At 56.8% G+C, this 15685-nt stretch carries 12 protein-coding genes; 3 read left to right on the top strand and 9 right to left on the bottom strand.

The annotated features are described in order from the left end of the window. Nucleotides 1-76: 76 nt before the first annotated feature. Entirely contained in the window at nt 77-517 is a 441-nt protein-coding gene (gene iagB, locus ACNQ0T_RS18960) for a type III secretion system invasion protein IagB (RefSeq protein WP_417930320.1), read from the top strand. A gap of 134 nt (nt 518-651) precedes the next feature. After that, entirely contained in the window at nt 652-2478 is a 1827-nt protein-coding gene (locus ACNQ0T_RS18955; protein ID WP_022647599.1) for a chitinase, read from the top strand. Between the two features lie 144 nt (nt 2479-2622). Here ACNQ0T_RS18955 and ACNQ0T_RS18950 read toward each other — a convergent pair whose 3' ends face one another. The 8 genes from ACNQ0T_RS18950 to aqpZ all read right to left on the bottom strand — a co-directional run bounded on the left by ACNQ0T_RS18950 (nt 2623) and on the right by aqpZ (nt 12721). Beyond that, nucleotides 2623-3636, bottom strand: a complete 1014-nt coding sequence (locus ACNQ0T_RS18950; RefSeq protein WP_022647600.1) for an NAD-dependent epimerase/dehydratase family protein — start codon at nt 3634-3636, stop codon at nt 2623-2625. A 92-nt stretch (nt 3637-3728) separates the two neighbouring features. Beyond that, the gene (locus tag ACNQ0T_RS18945) at nt 3729-5165 is read right to left on the bottom strand and encodes an SDR family oxidoreductase (protein ID WP_045623357.1); all 1437 of its coding nucleotides are present in this window, start codon (nt 5163-5165) and stop codon (nt 3729-3731) included. 10 nt (nt 5166-5175) lie between these two features. After that, complete coding sequence (gene ltaE / locus ACNQ0T_RS18940) at nt 5176-6177, bottom strand: low-specificity L-threonine aldolase (protein ID WP_063148385.1); 1002 nt, start codon at nt 6175-6177, stop codon at nt 5176-5178. 38 nt (nt 6178-6215) lie between these two features. Beyond that, a complete protein-coding gene (gene poxB, locus ACNQ0T_RS18935; RefSeq protein WP_023305792.1) occupies nt 6216-7934 on the bottom strand; it encodes a ubiquinone-dependent pyruvate dehydrogenase in 1719 nt (572 codons plus the stop codon). Nucleotides 7935-8172: 238 nt separating this feature from the next. Then, nucleotides 8173-9141: an NADH oxidoreductase gene (gene hcr, locus ACNQ0T_RS18930; protein WP_023299707.1), complete on the bottom strand. Its 969-nt coding sequence runs from the start codon at nt 9139-9141 to the stop codon at nt 8173-8175. A gap of 10 nt (nt 9142-9151) precedes the next feature. Then, a complete protein-coding gene (gene hcp / locus ACNQ0T_RS18925; RefSeq protein ID WP_023299708.1) occupies nt 9152-10804 on the bottom strand; it encodes a hydroxylamine reductase in 1653 nt (550 codons plus the stop codon). Between the two features lie 144 nt (nt 10805-10948). Next, nucleotides 10949-11848, bottom strand: a complete 900-nt coding sequence (locus ACNQ0T_RS18920) for a lysine exporter LysO family protein (protein WP_022647606.1) — start codon at nt 11846-11848, stop codon at nt 10949-10951. A 177-nt stretch (nt 11849-12025) separates the two neighbouring features. Continuing rightward, entirely contained in the window at nt 12026-12721 is a 696-nt protein-coding gene (gene aqpZ / locus ACNQ0T_RS18915; protein ID WP_026080729.1) for an aquaporin Z, read from the bottom strand. 291 nt (nt 12722-13012) lie between these two features. Here aqpZ and ACNQ0T_RS18910 point away from each other — a divergent pair, with 291 nt between their 5' ends. Beyond that, nucleotides 13013-14671, top strand: a complete 1659-nt coding sequence (locus ACNQ0T_RS18910) for an ATP-dependent endonuclease (RefSeq protein WP_417930319.1) — start codon at nt 13013-13015, stop codon at nt 14669-14671. Here ACNQ0T_RS18910 and ACNQ0T_RS18905 read toward each other — a convergent pair. Further along, the gene (locus ACNQ0T_RS18905) at nt 14668-15624 is read right to left on the bottom strand and encodes a VirK/YbjX family protein (protein ID WP_063138164.1); all 957 of its coding nucleotides are present in this window, start codon (nt 15622-15624) and stop codon (nt 14668-14670) included. The genes ACNQ0T_RS18910 and ACNQ0T_RS18905 overlap by 4 nt on opposite strands. Nucleotides 15625-15685 lie beyond the last annotated feature (61 nt).

Below are 15685 nucleotides of genomic sequence, written 5' to 3'. Positions count from 1 at the left end.
TCTGAGGGGGAGTAATTAGAAATTCATTTACAGGATGTTTCTAAGGAGAAATAACCAATAAAGTCAGCAGGTAAAAATGAAAAAGCTCATTTTGTTGTTATTAATAATAAGCCAGGGCGCTCTGGCAAACTGTTGGGATAAAGCGGCGCGTTATTATCATGTCGACCCTTATTTACTCTACGCGATAGCGAATGTGGAATCCGGTATGAATCCGTACGCGGTTGGGAAAAACCGCGATGGCACGCGGGATGTCGGGCTGATGCAAATCAACAGCTCGCATTTTACCGCGCTGGAAAGCAGAGGCATCGATGAGTATCGCTTAATGACCGAGCCGTGTACCTCCATCATGGTGGGTGCCTCCATTCTCTCCGGAATGATAAGAGTATATGGCTATAACTGGGAAGCGGTAGGCGCTTATAACGCCGGGTTGAAGAAAGAGAATTATCCGCAGCGGATGAAATATGCCCATAAGGTCTGGGCTAAATATCAGCAAATAAAATTAGCAGCACGCGATTAACGTTTTTTATTTTTGAAGAGTTCCTGAAGGTGTTCTTCGAAAAGTGAAAACAGCTGAATGTGGTTTATGTATTAACGGAATAATACCTAAGCCGGGATATTAACATTTAATTTTAAACGAACAGGAAAACTGAAATGAACAAAAGGACGTTACTGAGTGTACTTGTTGCTGGTGCTTGCGTTGCACCTTTTATGGCGCAGGCCGCCTCTTTGCAGGCGACCACCGGCGAGCCGTACACCATGAAAGCCAGCGATCTGGCGAAGAAAGAGCATGAGCTCACTAACTTCCCGCTGATGGCCTCCGTTAAAGAGACTATTCAGACCCTGGACAACGCGCAGGTCGAACTGATTGAGCCAGGCCGCGCGGCGAACCCGGACAACGTCAAACGCGTTGAAGGGATTGTGAAAGCCAGCGACTGGGAATATCTCTTCCCGCTGCGTGCACAGGCTTATACCTACAGCAACTTCCTGAAAGCCGTGGGTAAATTCCCGGCGCTGTGTAAGACCTACAACGACGGTCGTGACAGCGACGCTATCTGCCGCAAAGAGCTGGCGACCATGTTTGCCCACTTTGCCCAGGAAACCGGCGGCCACGAAAGCTGGCGTCCGGAAGCCGAATGGCGTCAGGCGCTGGTCCACGTGCGTGAAATGGGCTGGAGCGAAGGGCAGAAGGGCGGCTATAACGGCGAATGTAACCCGGACGTCTGGCAGGGACAGACCTGGCCTTGCGGTAAAGACAAAGACGGCGATTTCCTGAGCTATTTCGGACGCGGTGCGAAACAGTTGTCCTACAACTACAACTACGGTCCATTCTCTGAAGCGATGTACGGCGACGTGCGTACCCTGCTCGATAAACCTGAGCTGGTGGCGGACACCTGGCTGAACCTGGCCAGTGCTATCTTCTTCTTCGCCTATCCACAGCCGCCAAAACCAAGCATGTTGCAGGTGATCGACGGTACATGGCAGCCGAACGATCACGATAAAGCCAACGGCCTGGTCCCGGGCTTCGGTGTAACAACCCAGATCATCAACGGTGGCGTTGAGTGCGGCGGCCCGACTGAAATTGCGCAGTCTCAGAACCGTATCAAGTATTACAAAGAATTTGCGAACTACCTGAAAGTCCCTGTTCCGGCGAACGAAGTGTTGGGTTGCGCCAACATGAAGCAGTTCGACGAAGGTGGCGCAGGCGCCCTGAAGATTTACTGGGAACAGGACTGGGGATGGAGCGCGGATACCCCGGACGGCAAGACTTACTCTTGCCAGCTGGTGGGTTATCAGACACCGTTCAGCGCGTTCAAAGAGGGCGACTACAGCAAGTGCGTGCAGAAGTTCTATAACGTGAATATCGTGAATGACGACGGTTCCTCGGTGACGCCGGACGAAACCCCGGTCACGCCAACGCCAACACCTTCTGAAGATGTTACGCCGGCCCCAACGCCAGCGCCAGTTCCGGATGAAACTCCGGTTGAACCTGTCGCGGTGAACCACGCGCCGGTTGCGCAGATTGCGGGCCCAATCGGTGCCGTTGAAGCGGGCGCGCAGGTTTCTCTGAGCGCGGAAGGCTCTACCGACGCAGACGGCAACAAGCTGACCTACACCTGGCGTTCTCAGGATGGCCAGACCGTGACCGGCGAAGATAAAGCGGTGGTGACCTTTAAGGCGCCTGAGTCTGCAACGGCGCAGCAGTATGAAGTGAGCCTGACCGTCAGCGATGGCGAGCTGAGCAGCACCACGTCTTACCTGCTGAACGTGAAAGCGAAAGCGGCAACGCCATCCGGAGAAGATACGTCTTACCCGGCATGGAGCGCGAACAGCAAGTACAACGCCGGTGATATCGTGAATAACCACGGTAAATTGTTCCAGTGCAAACCGTTCCCGTACAGCGGCTGGTGTAACAGTGCGCCGACGTACTATGAGCCGGGTGCAGGCCTGGCTTGGGCTGAAGCCTGGACGGCTCTGTAAAAGCAAACGGCAACCCTCGGGTTGCCGTTTTAATGTTTGCACCCTCTACCTGTGGGAGAGGGCCGGGGTGAGGGCATCAGTCCGCACTCTCTGTTTTTTGCCGGGTGGCGCTGCGCTTACCCGGCCTACATGAGGCTGGAACGCTTACCGGTGTAACTTCCCGTGATCCCGCAACCACGCCGCCGTACGCACTATCCCTTCATCGAGCGAGATAATCGGTTTATACCCCAGCTCGTTCTCCGCCCGAGAAATATCCAGCGTAAAATCAAAGTTGAGCTTCGACACACCGTAATGCGTCAGCGCAGGCTCTTTCGCCGATTTACTGCCAAAGCGCTCCATGCTGCGGGCAATCATGTCCAGCATCGGGTAGGGAACAGAACGGATCCGGCAGTCGATTTTTAACTCATCAATCAGCCTTTGCACAATGCTGCGCAGGGTACAGGGTTCGCCGTTGGTAATGTTATAGGCGCGGCCCGACACCAGCTTATCGCACTCCGGCTGGCTCGCCAGCCACATGGCGTGAACGGCATTTTCGTAATAGGTCATGTCTACCAGCGCATCGCCGCCGCGCGGTAACAGCACGCTGCCGTAATGGTGCATCATCTGGGCCAGTCGCGGGATAAAGACTTTGTCGTGCGGCCCAAACAGGCTCTGTGGTCGCAGCACGGTAAAGCGGGTGTGCGGATTTGACTGGGCCAGCAGGTCGATCACCTCTTCGCCAGCCGCTTTACTGCGGGCAAATTCACAGGCAAAGCGCGCAGGGCGGAAATCTTCCTGAATATCACGATGATGGTGATAATCAAAATAGAGCGACGGGGAAGAGATATGAATAAAGTTACGCACGCCCCAGGCGACGGCCCATTCGCCCAGACGGCGCGTGGCGCGCACGTTGGCGAGATCGAAGGCTTCCTGGGTACCCCACGGGGAGGTAAAACTGGAGCAGTGCCACAGCGTATCGATACCGGCGAGCATCACCTTGGCCTGAGAGGAGACCAGCTCCGTCAGGTCGGCATGGACAAACTCAGCGCCCATTTTTTGCAAGAGCTTGCCCATCGCCTCGTTGCGACCGGTGGCCCTCACGCTGATGCCTTTGTTGCGCAGAAATTCGACCGCATTTCGGCCTAAGCCGCTGGTCGCCCCGGTAACCAGTACCTTCATAACAATCCACTGTGTTGAAAAGAATTTCGTGCGCATTCTTTCGTGAATTACGATGTGTTGCAATGGGAAAGGTGAAAGAAAAAGGGTTTTATTTAATTACTTTCCCGCTTTTCTTCTGCCAGTTGCGCAATCCTTTTCGCCATTCCGCGGAAGATAAACAGGTGTGCCGGGATCATCAGCAGCCAGTAGAACAGCCCGGGCATTCCGTGCGGGTGCCACCACGCCCGAACGTCCAGCTCGCGGTGATCGCCTTTGTCTTTAAGGGTGAAGCAGAGCCGCCCCAGCCCCGGTGCCTTCATGCCAAACAGCAGCGCCAGCTGTTTTTCCGGCTCAACGATGATCACCTTCCAGCTGTCGACCGTATCGCCCACGTTCAGATACGGGGCGGCAGGACGGCCTTTTGCCAGCCGGTGACCCACCAGCAGATCCAGCGCGCCGCGCGTTTGCCAGAGGATATTGCCGAAGAAATAGCGCTCTTTGCCGCCGATCTGGTTCACAACGTCCCACAGCGCTGAGAGGCTGGCAGTGGTTTTTACCGTACAGCCCGCCTGTTTTGGGTAATAGCCGTACTCGGGCCGCCAGCGGGCAAACGCCTGCGCATCGTAGCCCCAGTCGCTGGAGTTCACCAGCTTCTCTTCTTCTTTCAGCGTATTGCGTACGGCATCGTCGAAGGGGATCAATTCCTGAGGGATCAAGGCACGCAGTTCACGATCGTCCGCCAGCAGATCGTGTTTCAGTCCCTGTATAAGCGCTTTGGCAGTCGTCGGCGGCACGGAGGTGATCACATTCAAAAACCACACCGAAATCCAGCGGGTCGGAAAGGGGACGGGCACCAGCCAGCGGCGGCGGCCACTCACCCGCATAAAATGTTCGAACTGCGCCTGATAACTCAACACTTCCGGGCCAGCCGCCTCCAGCACGCGATGCGCCGCCGCCGGATGATCCAGCAATGCCACCAGATAGTGGAGTAAATTCTCCAGCGCAATGGGCGTGGTGCGCGAGCGTACCCAGCGCGGCGGTGTCAGCACAGGCAGGTTGTAGACCATATCGCGCATCACTTCGAACGCGGCGGAACCCGCGCCGACGATGATCCCTGCCCGCAGTTCGGTGACGGGGATACGGGCGCTTCGCAATGTCTCTGCCGTCAGTTGCCGGGCGCGCAGATGGTCTGACTGCTCGTTCTCAGGCGCCTGAAGCGAGCTTAGAAAGATCACCTGCTTTACCGGCGTTTGCAGCAGCGTATCACGTACATTCATCGCCACCTGACGCTCGTGGGCGATAAAATCGCCGCCTTCGCCCATGCTGTGAACAAGGTAGTAAAGCGTATCGACCCCTTCCAGCAGCGCAGGAAGCGCTTTCGGCCAGTTAAGGTCAACGTTGTGACACGTCACGCCAGGCAAATGAAGTTTTTGCAGGCGTTCCGTGTTGCGTGCCACTGCCAGCACCTGGTGCCCCTGCTGGCTTAACGCAGTGGTCAGATGCTGACCGATATACCCGCTGGCACCGAGCACCAGAATACGTTGCGGCACGGTATGCTCCTTAACGCTGTAAAAACGCCTGCCAGTGTTTCACCACCTCGGTCAACTGCTCGCGGTTAACGTCAAGATGCATCACCAGTCGCACGACCGGGGAGGCGTTGATCAGCACGCCTCGGGCTTTCATAAATTCGCCCAGCGCGGCAGCATGCTCATCGCCGACGCGGACAAACAGCATGTTGGTGTCATGACGCATGACATCAGCGCCGATTTCACGCAGCTGCGCTGCCATCCACGCCGCATTGTCGTGATCGTCTTTCAGGCGTGACACGTTATTTTTCAGGGCGTACAGTCCGGCAGCCGCCAGAATACCCGCCTGACGCATCCCGCCGCCGGTCATTTTGCGCCAGCGGTTGGCGCGTCTGATGTAGTCCGCGCTGCCAACCAGCAGGGAACCTACCGGCGTGCCCAGCCCTTTAGAGAGGCAAATGGTGAACGAGTCGCAATATTGGGTGATCTCTTTCAGCTCGCAGCCGTACTCCACCACGGCGTTGAAGATACGTGCGCCGTCAACGTGCAGGCCGAGCTTGCGCTCGCGGGTAAAATCCCATGCCGCTTTCAGGTATTCGCGCGGCAGGACTTTACCGTTATGGGTGTTTTCGAGGCTCAGCAGTTTAGTGCGGGCGAAGTGAATATCATCGGCTTTGATTTTTGCCGCGACTTTGTCCAGCGGCAGCGTACCGTCCGGCGCGGCATCGATCGGCTGCGGCTGAATGCTGCCAAGCACCGCCGCGCCGCCGGCTTCGTACAGGTAGTTATGCGCCCCCTGGCCGACGATATACTCTTCGCCGCGCTCGCAGTGGCTCAGCAGCGCCACCAGGTTAGCCTGCGTGCCGGTGGGCAGGAACAGGGCAGCCTCTTTACCGCTCAGCTCGGCCGCATAGCGCTGGAGTTCGTTGACCGTCGGGTCATCGCCGTAGACGTCGTCCCCGACCGGGGCGGCCATCATCTCTTCGAGCATGGCGCGGCCCGGACGGGTAACGGTATCACTACGTAAATCAATCATTTCACATCCCTTTCATTTAAGAGGTCTTGTGAAATGTTTTACCTGAGCCAGTTGGTTTTTGCCAGTTCGATCACTTCGTCACCGCGCCCGCTGATGATGGCGCGCAGCATGTAGAGGCTAAAACCTTTAGCCTGTTCCAGCTTGATTTGAGGCGGGATTGCCAGCTCTTCTTTGGCGACCACCACATCCACCAGCACCGGGCCGTCGATGGCGAAGGCACGTTGCAGGGCTTCGTCCACCTCTGAGGCTTTCTCCACCCGAATACCGGTGATACCGCAGGCTTCGGCGATGCGGGCGAAGTTGGTGTCGTGCAGCTCGGTGCCGTCCGTGAGGTAGCCTCCGGCCTTCATCTCCATCGCCACAAAGCCCAGCACGCTGTTGTTAAAGACCACGATTTTCAGCGGAAGCTTCATCTGCGCCACCGACAGGAAATCCCCCATCAGCATACTGAACCCGCCGTCGCCGCACATCGCCACCACCTGACGTTCCGGTGCCGTCGCTTTTGCGCCCAGCGCCTGCGGCATGGCGTTGGCCATTGAGCCATGGTTGAACGAGCCAAGCAGGCGTCGTTTGCCGTTCATTTTCAGATAGCGCGCGGCCCAGACGGTGGGCGTACCCACGTCGCAGGTGAAGATGGCATCGTCGTCGGCGAAGTGGCTGATCTGCTGCGCCAGATACTGCGGGTGGATCGCTTTTTCGCTCGGTTTGGCGAGATCGTCCAGCCCCTTACGCGCATCGCGATAGTCGCTCAGGGCTTTATCGAGGAATTTGCGGTCCGTTTTTTCTTCCAGCAGCGGCAGGAGGGCGGCGAGGGTGGATTTAATATCGCCGATAAGCGCCATATCCACCTTGCTGTGCGCGCCGATGCTACCGGGATTAATGTCGATCTGGATAATTTTCGCATCCGTCGGGTAGAACGCGCGGTACGGGAACTGGGTGCCGAGCAGGATCAGCGTATCGGCGTTCATCATGGTATGGAAGCCGCTGGAAAAACCGATCAGCCCGGTCATGCCCACATCGTACGGGTTATCGTATTCAACGTGCTCTTTCCCGCGCAGGGCGTGCACAACTGGCGCCTTCAGCTTAGCGGCAAATTCCACCAGCTCTTTATGCGCGCCAGCACAGCCGCTGCCGCACATCAGGGCGATATTGCTGGAGTATCGCAGCAGTTGCGCCAGCTTTTTAAGCTCTTCATCCGCAGGGGTAATGGTTGGCTGTGGCGCAGAGTACCAGTGGGTGGTGGCGGTTTCAGGTGCAGCCTTCAGCGCCACGTCCCCCGGCAGCACAACCACCGAAACCCCGCGATTCAGGATCGCCTTACGCATGGCTATCGCCAGCACCTGTGGGATCTGCTCCGGCGACGAGACCAGCTCGCAGTAGTGGCTGCATTCACGGAACAGCTCCTGAGGATGCGTCTCCTGAAAATAGCCGCTGCCGATTTCGGATGACGGAATATGTGCGGCAATCGCCAGCACCGGAACATGGTTGCGGTGACAGTCGAAAAGACCGTTGATAAGGTGCAGGTTTCCCGGCCCGCAGGAACCTGCACAGACGGCGAGTTCGCCCGTGAGCTGCGCTTCGGCACCCGCGGCAAAGGCGGCGACCTCTTCATGGCGGGTGGGCATCCATTCAATGGTCTTCATCTTGTTGAGGCTGTCGCTGAGTCCGTTCAGCGAATCGCCGGTGACGCCCCAGATACGCTTTACGCCAGCCTGCTCCAGGGTTTTCGCTATGTATGCAGCCACGGTTTGTTTCATGGTGGTCCTTCTCCTTTATGTGATATCGCTTACAAGCTTAGAAGAAAGTCACTGTATTGGCTGCCTGGTATTCCATACGCACAGGCAGTAGGCACAACGTAAGCCGGGTAAACGCAGTGTCACCCGGCAAAAAGCCCGGTGGCGCTAACGCTTACCGGGCCTACGAAGAGCCAACATGTACAAAGTAGGCCGGGTAAACGCAGTACCACCCGGCAACAAATGGGGGCACTGCGCCAGATTATGCCAGCACCAGGTCTCCCTGCGGATGGCATGAACACGCCAACACGTAACCCTCTGCAATTTCCGCATCGGTCAGCGTCATGGTGCTGGTGACGGTGTATTCACCGGAAACCACCTTCGTCTTACAGCAGCCGCACACACCCGCGCGACAGGCTGCCGCTACCGGCACGTTATTGCTTTCGAGCGCTTCAAGCAGCGTGGTGCCCACGCGACCAAAGAAGGTCTGCGCCGGTTGCAGCTTCGTGAACTTCATCCCGCTGGTCGCCGCTGCCGCTACAGGCGTGAAGAACTGCTCTTTAAAGAAGCGGGTCACGCCGAGCGCTTTCACTTCTTTCTCCACGATCTCCATGTACGGCGCCGGGCCGCAGGTCATCACGGTACGATCCGCAATGTCCGGCACGCTTTGCAACATTTCGCGGCTCAGACGCCCCGCTACAAAACCGTGCGTCGCGTTGTGCTCAGCCACCAGGGTCACCGGATAATTTCGCCATTCCTCGGCAAAAATCACATCTTCCGGGGAACGCACGCTAAAGATCACCTGCACGTCGGCCTGAGGACGGTATTTCGCCAGCCAGCGGCGCATCGACATAATCGGCGTTACGCCACAGCCTGCCGCCAGAAGCAGGAATTTGTCTTCCTTCTTGTCGTCACAGGTGAACTCGCCCTGCGCGTCAGACAGCCAGATGTAATCCCCGCGCTTCACGTCACGGGTCAGCCACCGGGAGCCTGCGCCGTCATCAATACGACGGACGGTGAGCGTTATGTATTCGCTCACGCCCGGCGTGGAGGAGATCGTGTAGGCGCGCAGGGTATCCGCCGAATTACGCACACTCACTAGCGCATACTGACCTGCGCGGTACGGGTAGTAGTCATGGCACAGCAGCGACAGTGTCCACACATCCGGCGTCTCCTGTTGGATGTGATGAACCTGCATCCGCCACGGACATTGTGAGGTTGGCATGGTCATGAGTTACTCCTTACGCGCTCAGCAGTTGCTTCATATCATCTTCAACGTTGGTCACGGAACGCAGACCAAATTTCTCGTTCAGGATGGCCAGCAGGTCCGGCGTCAGGAAGCCTGGCGCGGTCGGCCCGGTGACGATGTTGGTCACGCCGAGAGAGAGCAGGGTCAACAGAATAACGATCGCTTTCTGCTCGAACCAGGAGAGCACCAGCGACAGCGGCAGATCGTTCACGCCGCAGCCCAGTTTCTCTGCCAGCGTGACCGCCAGAATGATGGCTGAATACGCATCGTTACACTGACCAGCATCCACCAGGCGTGGCAGACCTTCGATGTTGCCGAAGTCCAGCTTGTTGAAACGGTATTTACCGCAGGCCAGGGTCAGGATCAGACAGTCTTCCGGAACGCGGGTGGCGAAATCGGTGAAATAGTTACGTTCCCCGCGCGCGCCGTCACAGCCGCCGATCAGGAAGATGTGACGCAGTTTTTCACGGCTGACGAGGTCAATCAGGGAATCCGCCGCACCCAGCAGGGTCTCACGGCCAAAACCGACGGTGATGAGGTGCGGAATTTCGCTGTACGGGAAGCCTGCCATCTGCTGCGCCTGCGCGATAACCGGACCGAAATCATCGCCTTCAAGGTGGCTCACGCCCGGCCAGCCGACGATGCTGCGGGTCCAGATACGGTCGTCATACGCGCCCACGGTAGGGTCGATGATGCAGTTAGAGGTCATGACGATTGGGCCAGGGAAGCGGGCGAACTCCACCTGCTGGTTCTGCCAGCCGCTGCCGTAGTTACCGATCAGATGCTTAAATTTACGCAGTTCCGGGTAGCCGTGCGCGGGCAACATTTCGCCGTGGGTATAAACGTTAACGCCGGTGCCTTCGGTCTGCTTCAGCAGGTTGTAGAGATCTTTCAGGTCGTGGCCGGAGATCAGGATGCATTTACCTTCGGTCGCTTTGACGTTGACCTGCGTCGGCGTTGGGTGGCCGTAGGTGCTGGTTTCACCGGCATCCAGAATGCTCATCACTTTGAAGTTCATCTGGCCGATTTCCATCGAGCATTCCAGCAGGGCGTTCATGTCGGAAGGCCAGGTGCCCAGCCATGCCATGATTTTGTGGTACTGGGCATAAATGTCGTTGTCGTACTGGCCGAGTACGTGCGCGTGCTCCATATACGCCGCAGCACCTTTCAGACCGTACAGGCACAGCAGGCGCAGGCCGAGGATGTTCTCGCCAATCGCCGCTTTGTCTTTATTGGGAGTAAATTCGGCGGCCTGACGCTGTAGCTCGCCCAGGTCGTCGCTCACCAGCTGTAGTTCCGCCATCGGGTTGTCCACGCGGGCGCTGGCGTCGGCATTCAGGCATTGCGCTTTCAGGGCTTCACGCAGGGCAATCGCTTCGCGGGCATAGCCCACAATGCGTGGAGAATCGAAGTTAACGTTAGTCAGCGTGGAGAAAAATGCGCGCGGCGCAAAGCTGTCGACATAGTGATCGACAAGGCCATATTCACGGGCCTTGAAGGCCCAGGCGGATAAGCCTTGCAGCGCCGCAATCAGCAGGTCCTGGAGATCGGACGTTTCTGCGGTTTTGCCGCACATACCCTGCGCGTAAGAGCAGCCGTTGCCTGCCGGGGTACGGATGGTTTGTTCACATTGCACACAAAACATAATCACACCTGTTAAAGTTATATTTGAGATACATGTTTAAGGTTATGCCTGTGCCACAACGGAGAAAAGTGCTTTCTTATACTAAGTGGAGGGTTATTGATTTAGCGCAATTTTGGCGGCAGGTTCACTACCGCCAAAGCAGTATCAGGCTGAGAAGAACGCCATCAGAATGGGGACCAGCAGGCTCAGAATAAAGCCGTGTACAATAGCGGCAGGAACCATCTCCAGACCTCCCGAGCGCTGTAACACCGGCAGGGTAAAGTCCATTGAGGTGGCCCCGCACAGGCCCAGCGCGGTAGAGCGGCTGCGGCGTACCAGGCCGGGGATCAGCATGATGGCTATCAGCTCGCGCGCCAGATCGTTAAAGAAGGCGGCGCTGCCGATCACCGGACCAAACGATTCGGTCAGCAGAATACCGGAGAGCGAATACCAGCCAAAACCGGATGCCATCGCCAGGCTGGTTTTCAGCGGCAGATCGAGAATAAAGGCGTTAATCACTCCCCCCGCCATTGAGCTGGCCACAACGATAACGGCAACCATCATGCCCCGGCGGTTAAGGACAATCTGCTTCAGCGTCATGCCATTATTTCGCAACTGAATACCGATCAGGAAGAGCAGGAAAATCAGCGTATATTCGCTGGCTTCCGTAGCGTGCTGTAAAAAAGCCCATCCGGTTAGCCCCAGTAAAAAACCGAGCACCACCACGCCGCACAGCTTTAATGATTCCAGCGCCATCGCAATTCGGGAGGGAAGCTTTTCCTGATGATGGTGATTTTTCCAGGGAATAGTGCGTTCAAGCCAGAACAGCGCGGCAATATTGCACAGCAGAATAACCACTACCGTAACCGCAGAATAATGCAGGATGGAAAGCAAGTTCGTCGCCAGATTATCCAGGAAGGCCAGGCTGATCCCCATAAAGAACAGAATGACGTAAACAATCCAGCTGAGAAAACGATTAATAAGCTTTAAGGCCGATTCATGACGCAGCGGAATAAGGTAGCCCACAATCAGGGGCAGAAGAATGATGAGGAGTCCTGAGAACATGAACAGCCGGTCCTTTTGAGTATCATTTAAGCGCCAGAGACACTACCCAATAAAGGCTGTACAGTAAAGCGGCAAAAGAAAGCCGGGTGGCGGCTGCGCCTTACCCGGCCTACAAAGTGCACACTCACGTAGGTCGGGTAAGCTTTAGCGCCACCCGACATTACAGGCCGCACTTAATTAATCGCGTTTTTCCAGCAGGGTGCGATACAGCACGCCGCCCAGAATACCACCAATAATTGGCATCACCCAGAACAGCCACAGCTGTTCAAGCGCCCAGCCGCCCTGGAAAATAGCCACCGCAGTGCTGCGTGCCGGGTTAACGGAGGTATTGGTCACCGGGATGGAGATCAGGTGGATAAGCGTCAGCGCCAGACCAATAGCAATGGGGGCAAAGCCCGCAGGCGCGTATTTGTCCGTTGCGCCGTGGATCACCAACAGGAAACCTGCGGTGAGCACAATTTCAATCACGATAGCAGACAGCATTGAGTAGCCGCCTGGAGAGTGTTCGCCGAAGCCGTTTGACGCAAATCCGCTGGCCGCGGCGTCAAACCCGGCTTTTCCGCTGGCAATGACGTACAACACCGCCGCGGCAATAATACCGCCAATAACCTGGGCAATAATATAGCCAATAATATCTTTCGCCGGGAAACGTCCGCCCGCCCATAAACCTAACGTGACGGCCGGGTTGAAATGACCGCCGGAAATATGCCCCACGGCGAATGCCATGGTTAATACGGTTAAACCGAATGCCAGCGCGACGCCGACAAATCCAATACCTAATTCCGGAAATGCGGCTGCGAGTACTGCACTACCGCAACCACCAAACACCAGCCAGAATGTACCAAAGCATTCTGCCGCTAATTTTCTGAACATAACCACCTCAATAATAAACGTCCGCGCCCATTCCTGCGCGCGGGTTATATCGCCATAAAGGGATGACGACTCAAAGAGCCAGTATTTTGAAACCATCAACATCCCTTCGCCACTCAAATAAATTCACTAAATTTGATTTAAGGCAATGTGATGTCAATCCTTGTTCAGAACGGAGGTAATTAGAGCATAGCCCAATAATTAAGGGGGCGTATATTCTGCTGTCGTGACCTACAGCCTGCCGCTATACTGCTGATAACTTGAAGGAAAAAGTGGCCGAATTGCGGGGGATGTATGCTACTCGAACGTGTGGAGATTGTCGGGTTTCGCGGGATTAACCGCCTGTCGCTGCAACTGGAACAGAACAACGTCCTGATAGGCGAAAACGCCTGGGGTAAATCCAGCCTGCTGGATGCCCTGACGCTGCTGCTTTCGCCTGAAGAGAACTTGTACCACTTCGTCCATGATGACTTCTGGTTTCCGCCGGGGGATGTCAACGGGCGCGAGAAACACCTGCATATCATTCTGACCTTCCGCGAATACGAGCCCGGACGCCATCGCGTGCGTCGTTTTCGCCCTATGTCGCCCTGCTGGGTGCCCTGTGAAGATGGGTTCCAGCGTATTTTCTATCGCCTTGAGGGCGAAATGGCGCAAAACGACGGGGTATTAACCCTGCGTGAATTCCTTGATGAGAAGGGGAATCCGATCCCGCTCGATAATATTGACGAGCTTGCCCGCCATCTGATCCGCCTCTCCCCCGTGTTGCGCTTACGAGACGCGCGCTTTATGCGGCGGATCCGTAACGGCGCCGTGCCGAATATGCCCGAGGTGGAAGTAACCGCCCGCGAACTGGATTTCCTCGCCCGTGAACTGGTCTCACGGCCGCAGAACCTCACCGACGGCCAGATCCGTCAGGGGCTGTCTGCCATGGTGCAACTGCTGGAGCACTACTTCTCTGAGCAGGGAACGGGGCAGGCGCGCCACCGCCTGATGCGCCGCCGCTCGCACGACGAGCAACGAAGCTGGCGCTATCTCGATATTATCAACCGCATGATTGACCGCCCCAGCGGGCGCACGCATCGGGTGATCCTGCTGGGATTATTCTCCACGCTGTTACAGGCGAAAGGGACGGTGCGCCTGGATCGGGACGCGCGCCCGCTGCTGCTGGTGGAAGATCCGGAAACGCGGCTGCACCCGATTATGCTTTCCGTGGCGTGGCATCTTCTTAATCTGCTGCCGTTGCAGCGTGTCACCACCACGAATTCCGGCGAGCTGCTCTCCCTGACGCCGGTGGAGTATGTCTGCCGCCTGGTGCGTGAATCCTCGCGGGTCACCGCCTACCGGCTCGGGCCCGGCGGGTTAAATGCCGAAGATGGCCGGCGCATTGCGTTTCATATCCGTTTTAACCGAGCCTCTTCCCTGTTTGCCCGCTGCTGGTTACTGGTGGAAGGTGAAACTGAAACCTGGGTGATAAACGAGCTGGCGCGCCAGTGCGGGCACCACTTTGATGCCGAAGGGATCAAAGTGATCGAATTTGCTCAGTCTGGCTTAAAGCCGCTGATCAAATTTGCGCGCCGGATGGGGATAGAGTGGCACGTGCTGGTGGATGGCGATGAGGCGGGTAAAAAATATGCGGCGACCGTGCGTGGCCTGCTCAATAACGATCGTGAAGAGGAGCGGGAACATCTGACCACGCTGCCCGCGATGGACATGGAGCACTTTATGTACCGCCAGGGATTTGACGATGTCTTTCACCGCGTGGCGATGATCCCGGTGGATGTGCCCATGAATATGCGTAGGGTGATTGCCAAAGCTATCCATCGGTCGTCAAAACCGGATTTGGCCATTGAAGTCGCGACGGAAGCGGGCAGGCGGGGCGTGGAGTCGGTGCCCACGCTGCTGCGTAAAATGTTCTCCCGCGTCCTCTGGCTGGCACGCGGGAGAGCCGATTAACGGGCAGTCGCCTGCGATACCTGTTGGAGCAGGCTATCAAGCAGGATATAGCGGCGGCGGTACTCGGACCGTTTTTTACTCGCAATCTCTTCCATCGGTTTGCGTGGCATGGTCAGTGGCAGGGCAAAGTTGCCGTTCTCCTGCTGCTGTCCGCCAAGGGAGCGCCAGAAGCTGTCATAGTCAGCCAGCAATTTTCCCTCTTTTTTCTTGCGATAGCGCCAGCTGCGGTAGATGTGGGTGGCGTTACTCACCGCGAGGATCTGCTCGACGGGGAAGGCGCCTGCCAGCGTCATGACCGCTTCAACCAGCAGACGTTTTGGGAACAGTCCGTGACAGGCTTTGGTCGCCAGCTGAATGTGCTCGTGCGGGACATGCGCTTTCGCCCCCTGCATTCCGCCGATGAAGAGCGTTGACTTGCCCTGGTATTTGCACAGCGTAAAGGTCAGCTCGGCCAGCACCGTGTTCTGGTGGTCACAAAAAGTGAGGGTCGCTTCCCCTTCTTTGTCCAGAAACGCATCCGCGCTCAGGCGAACGCTAAACTGCTGCTCCTCTTTGCCCGTTAACGTCACCAGCGTGATGCCCTGGCTGGAAAGGTAGCCGTTCAGCAGTGACGCCGGAAGATGGCGGCTCATCATCTGATAGTGATTGTCCAATGCGTCCAGCGTATTCTGACGGCCCATATTGACGGTCAGCCACGGTCGGTGCAGGCGGCACGGCAGGCCGGGCTGCACGCGCAGGATCTGCATCAGACGGGGCTGTTTTGCAAGGTTTCCGAGCAGGCGCGCAGTGGTGAACGGCGTTGCCAGCGAGCGCAACATAAACTTACGTCGATAGGCCGGATTTTGCCACGCCAGCCCCGGCGTGAGGGAACCCGATGCCAGGCTTTTAAACAGTTGCCAGCCCGATTTAGGCTGGGACAGCGTTGAATAAGGTGTATCGACGATGGAAGACATGTTAGATCCTGCTTCTGGTGGAATTTCGCTATTTCAGCAGGCGCTTTATCAACATCGGGTA

The organism is Enterobacter cloacae complex sp.6700776 (assembly GCF_048284255.1).
In the GTDB taxonomy this organism is placed as follows: Bacteria; Pseudomonadota; Gammaproteobacteria; order Enterobacterales; family Enterobacteriaceae; genus Enterobacter; species Enterobacter intestinihominis.
Note: the sequence above shows the minus strand (reverse complement) of the source record. Positions and strands in the feature narration are given on the sequence as shown.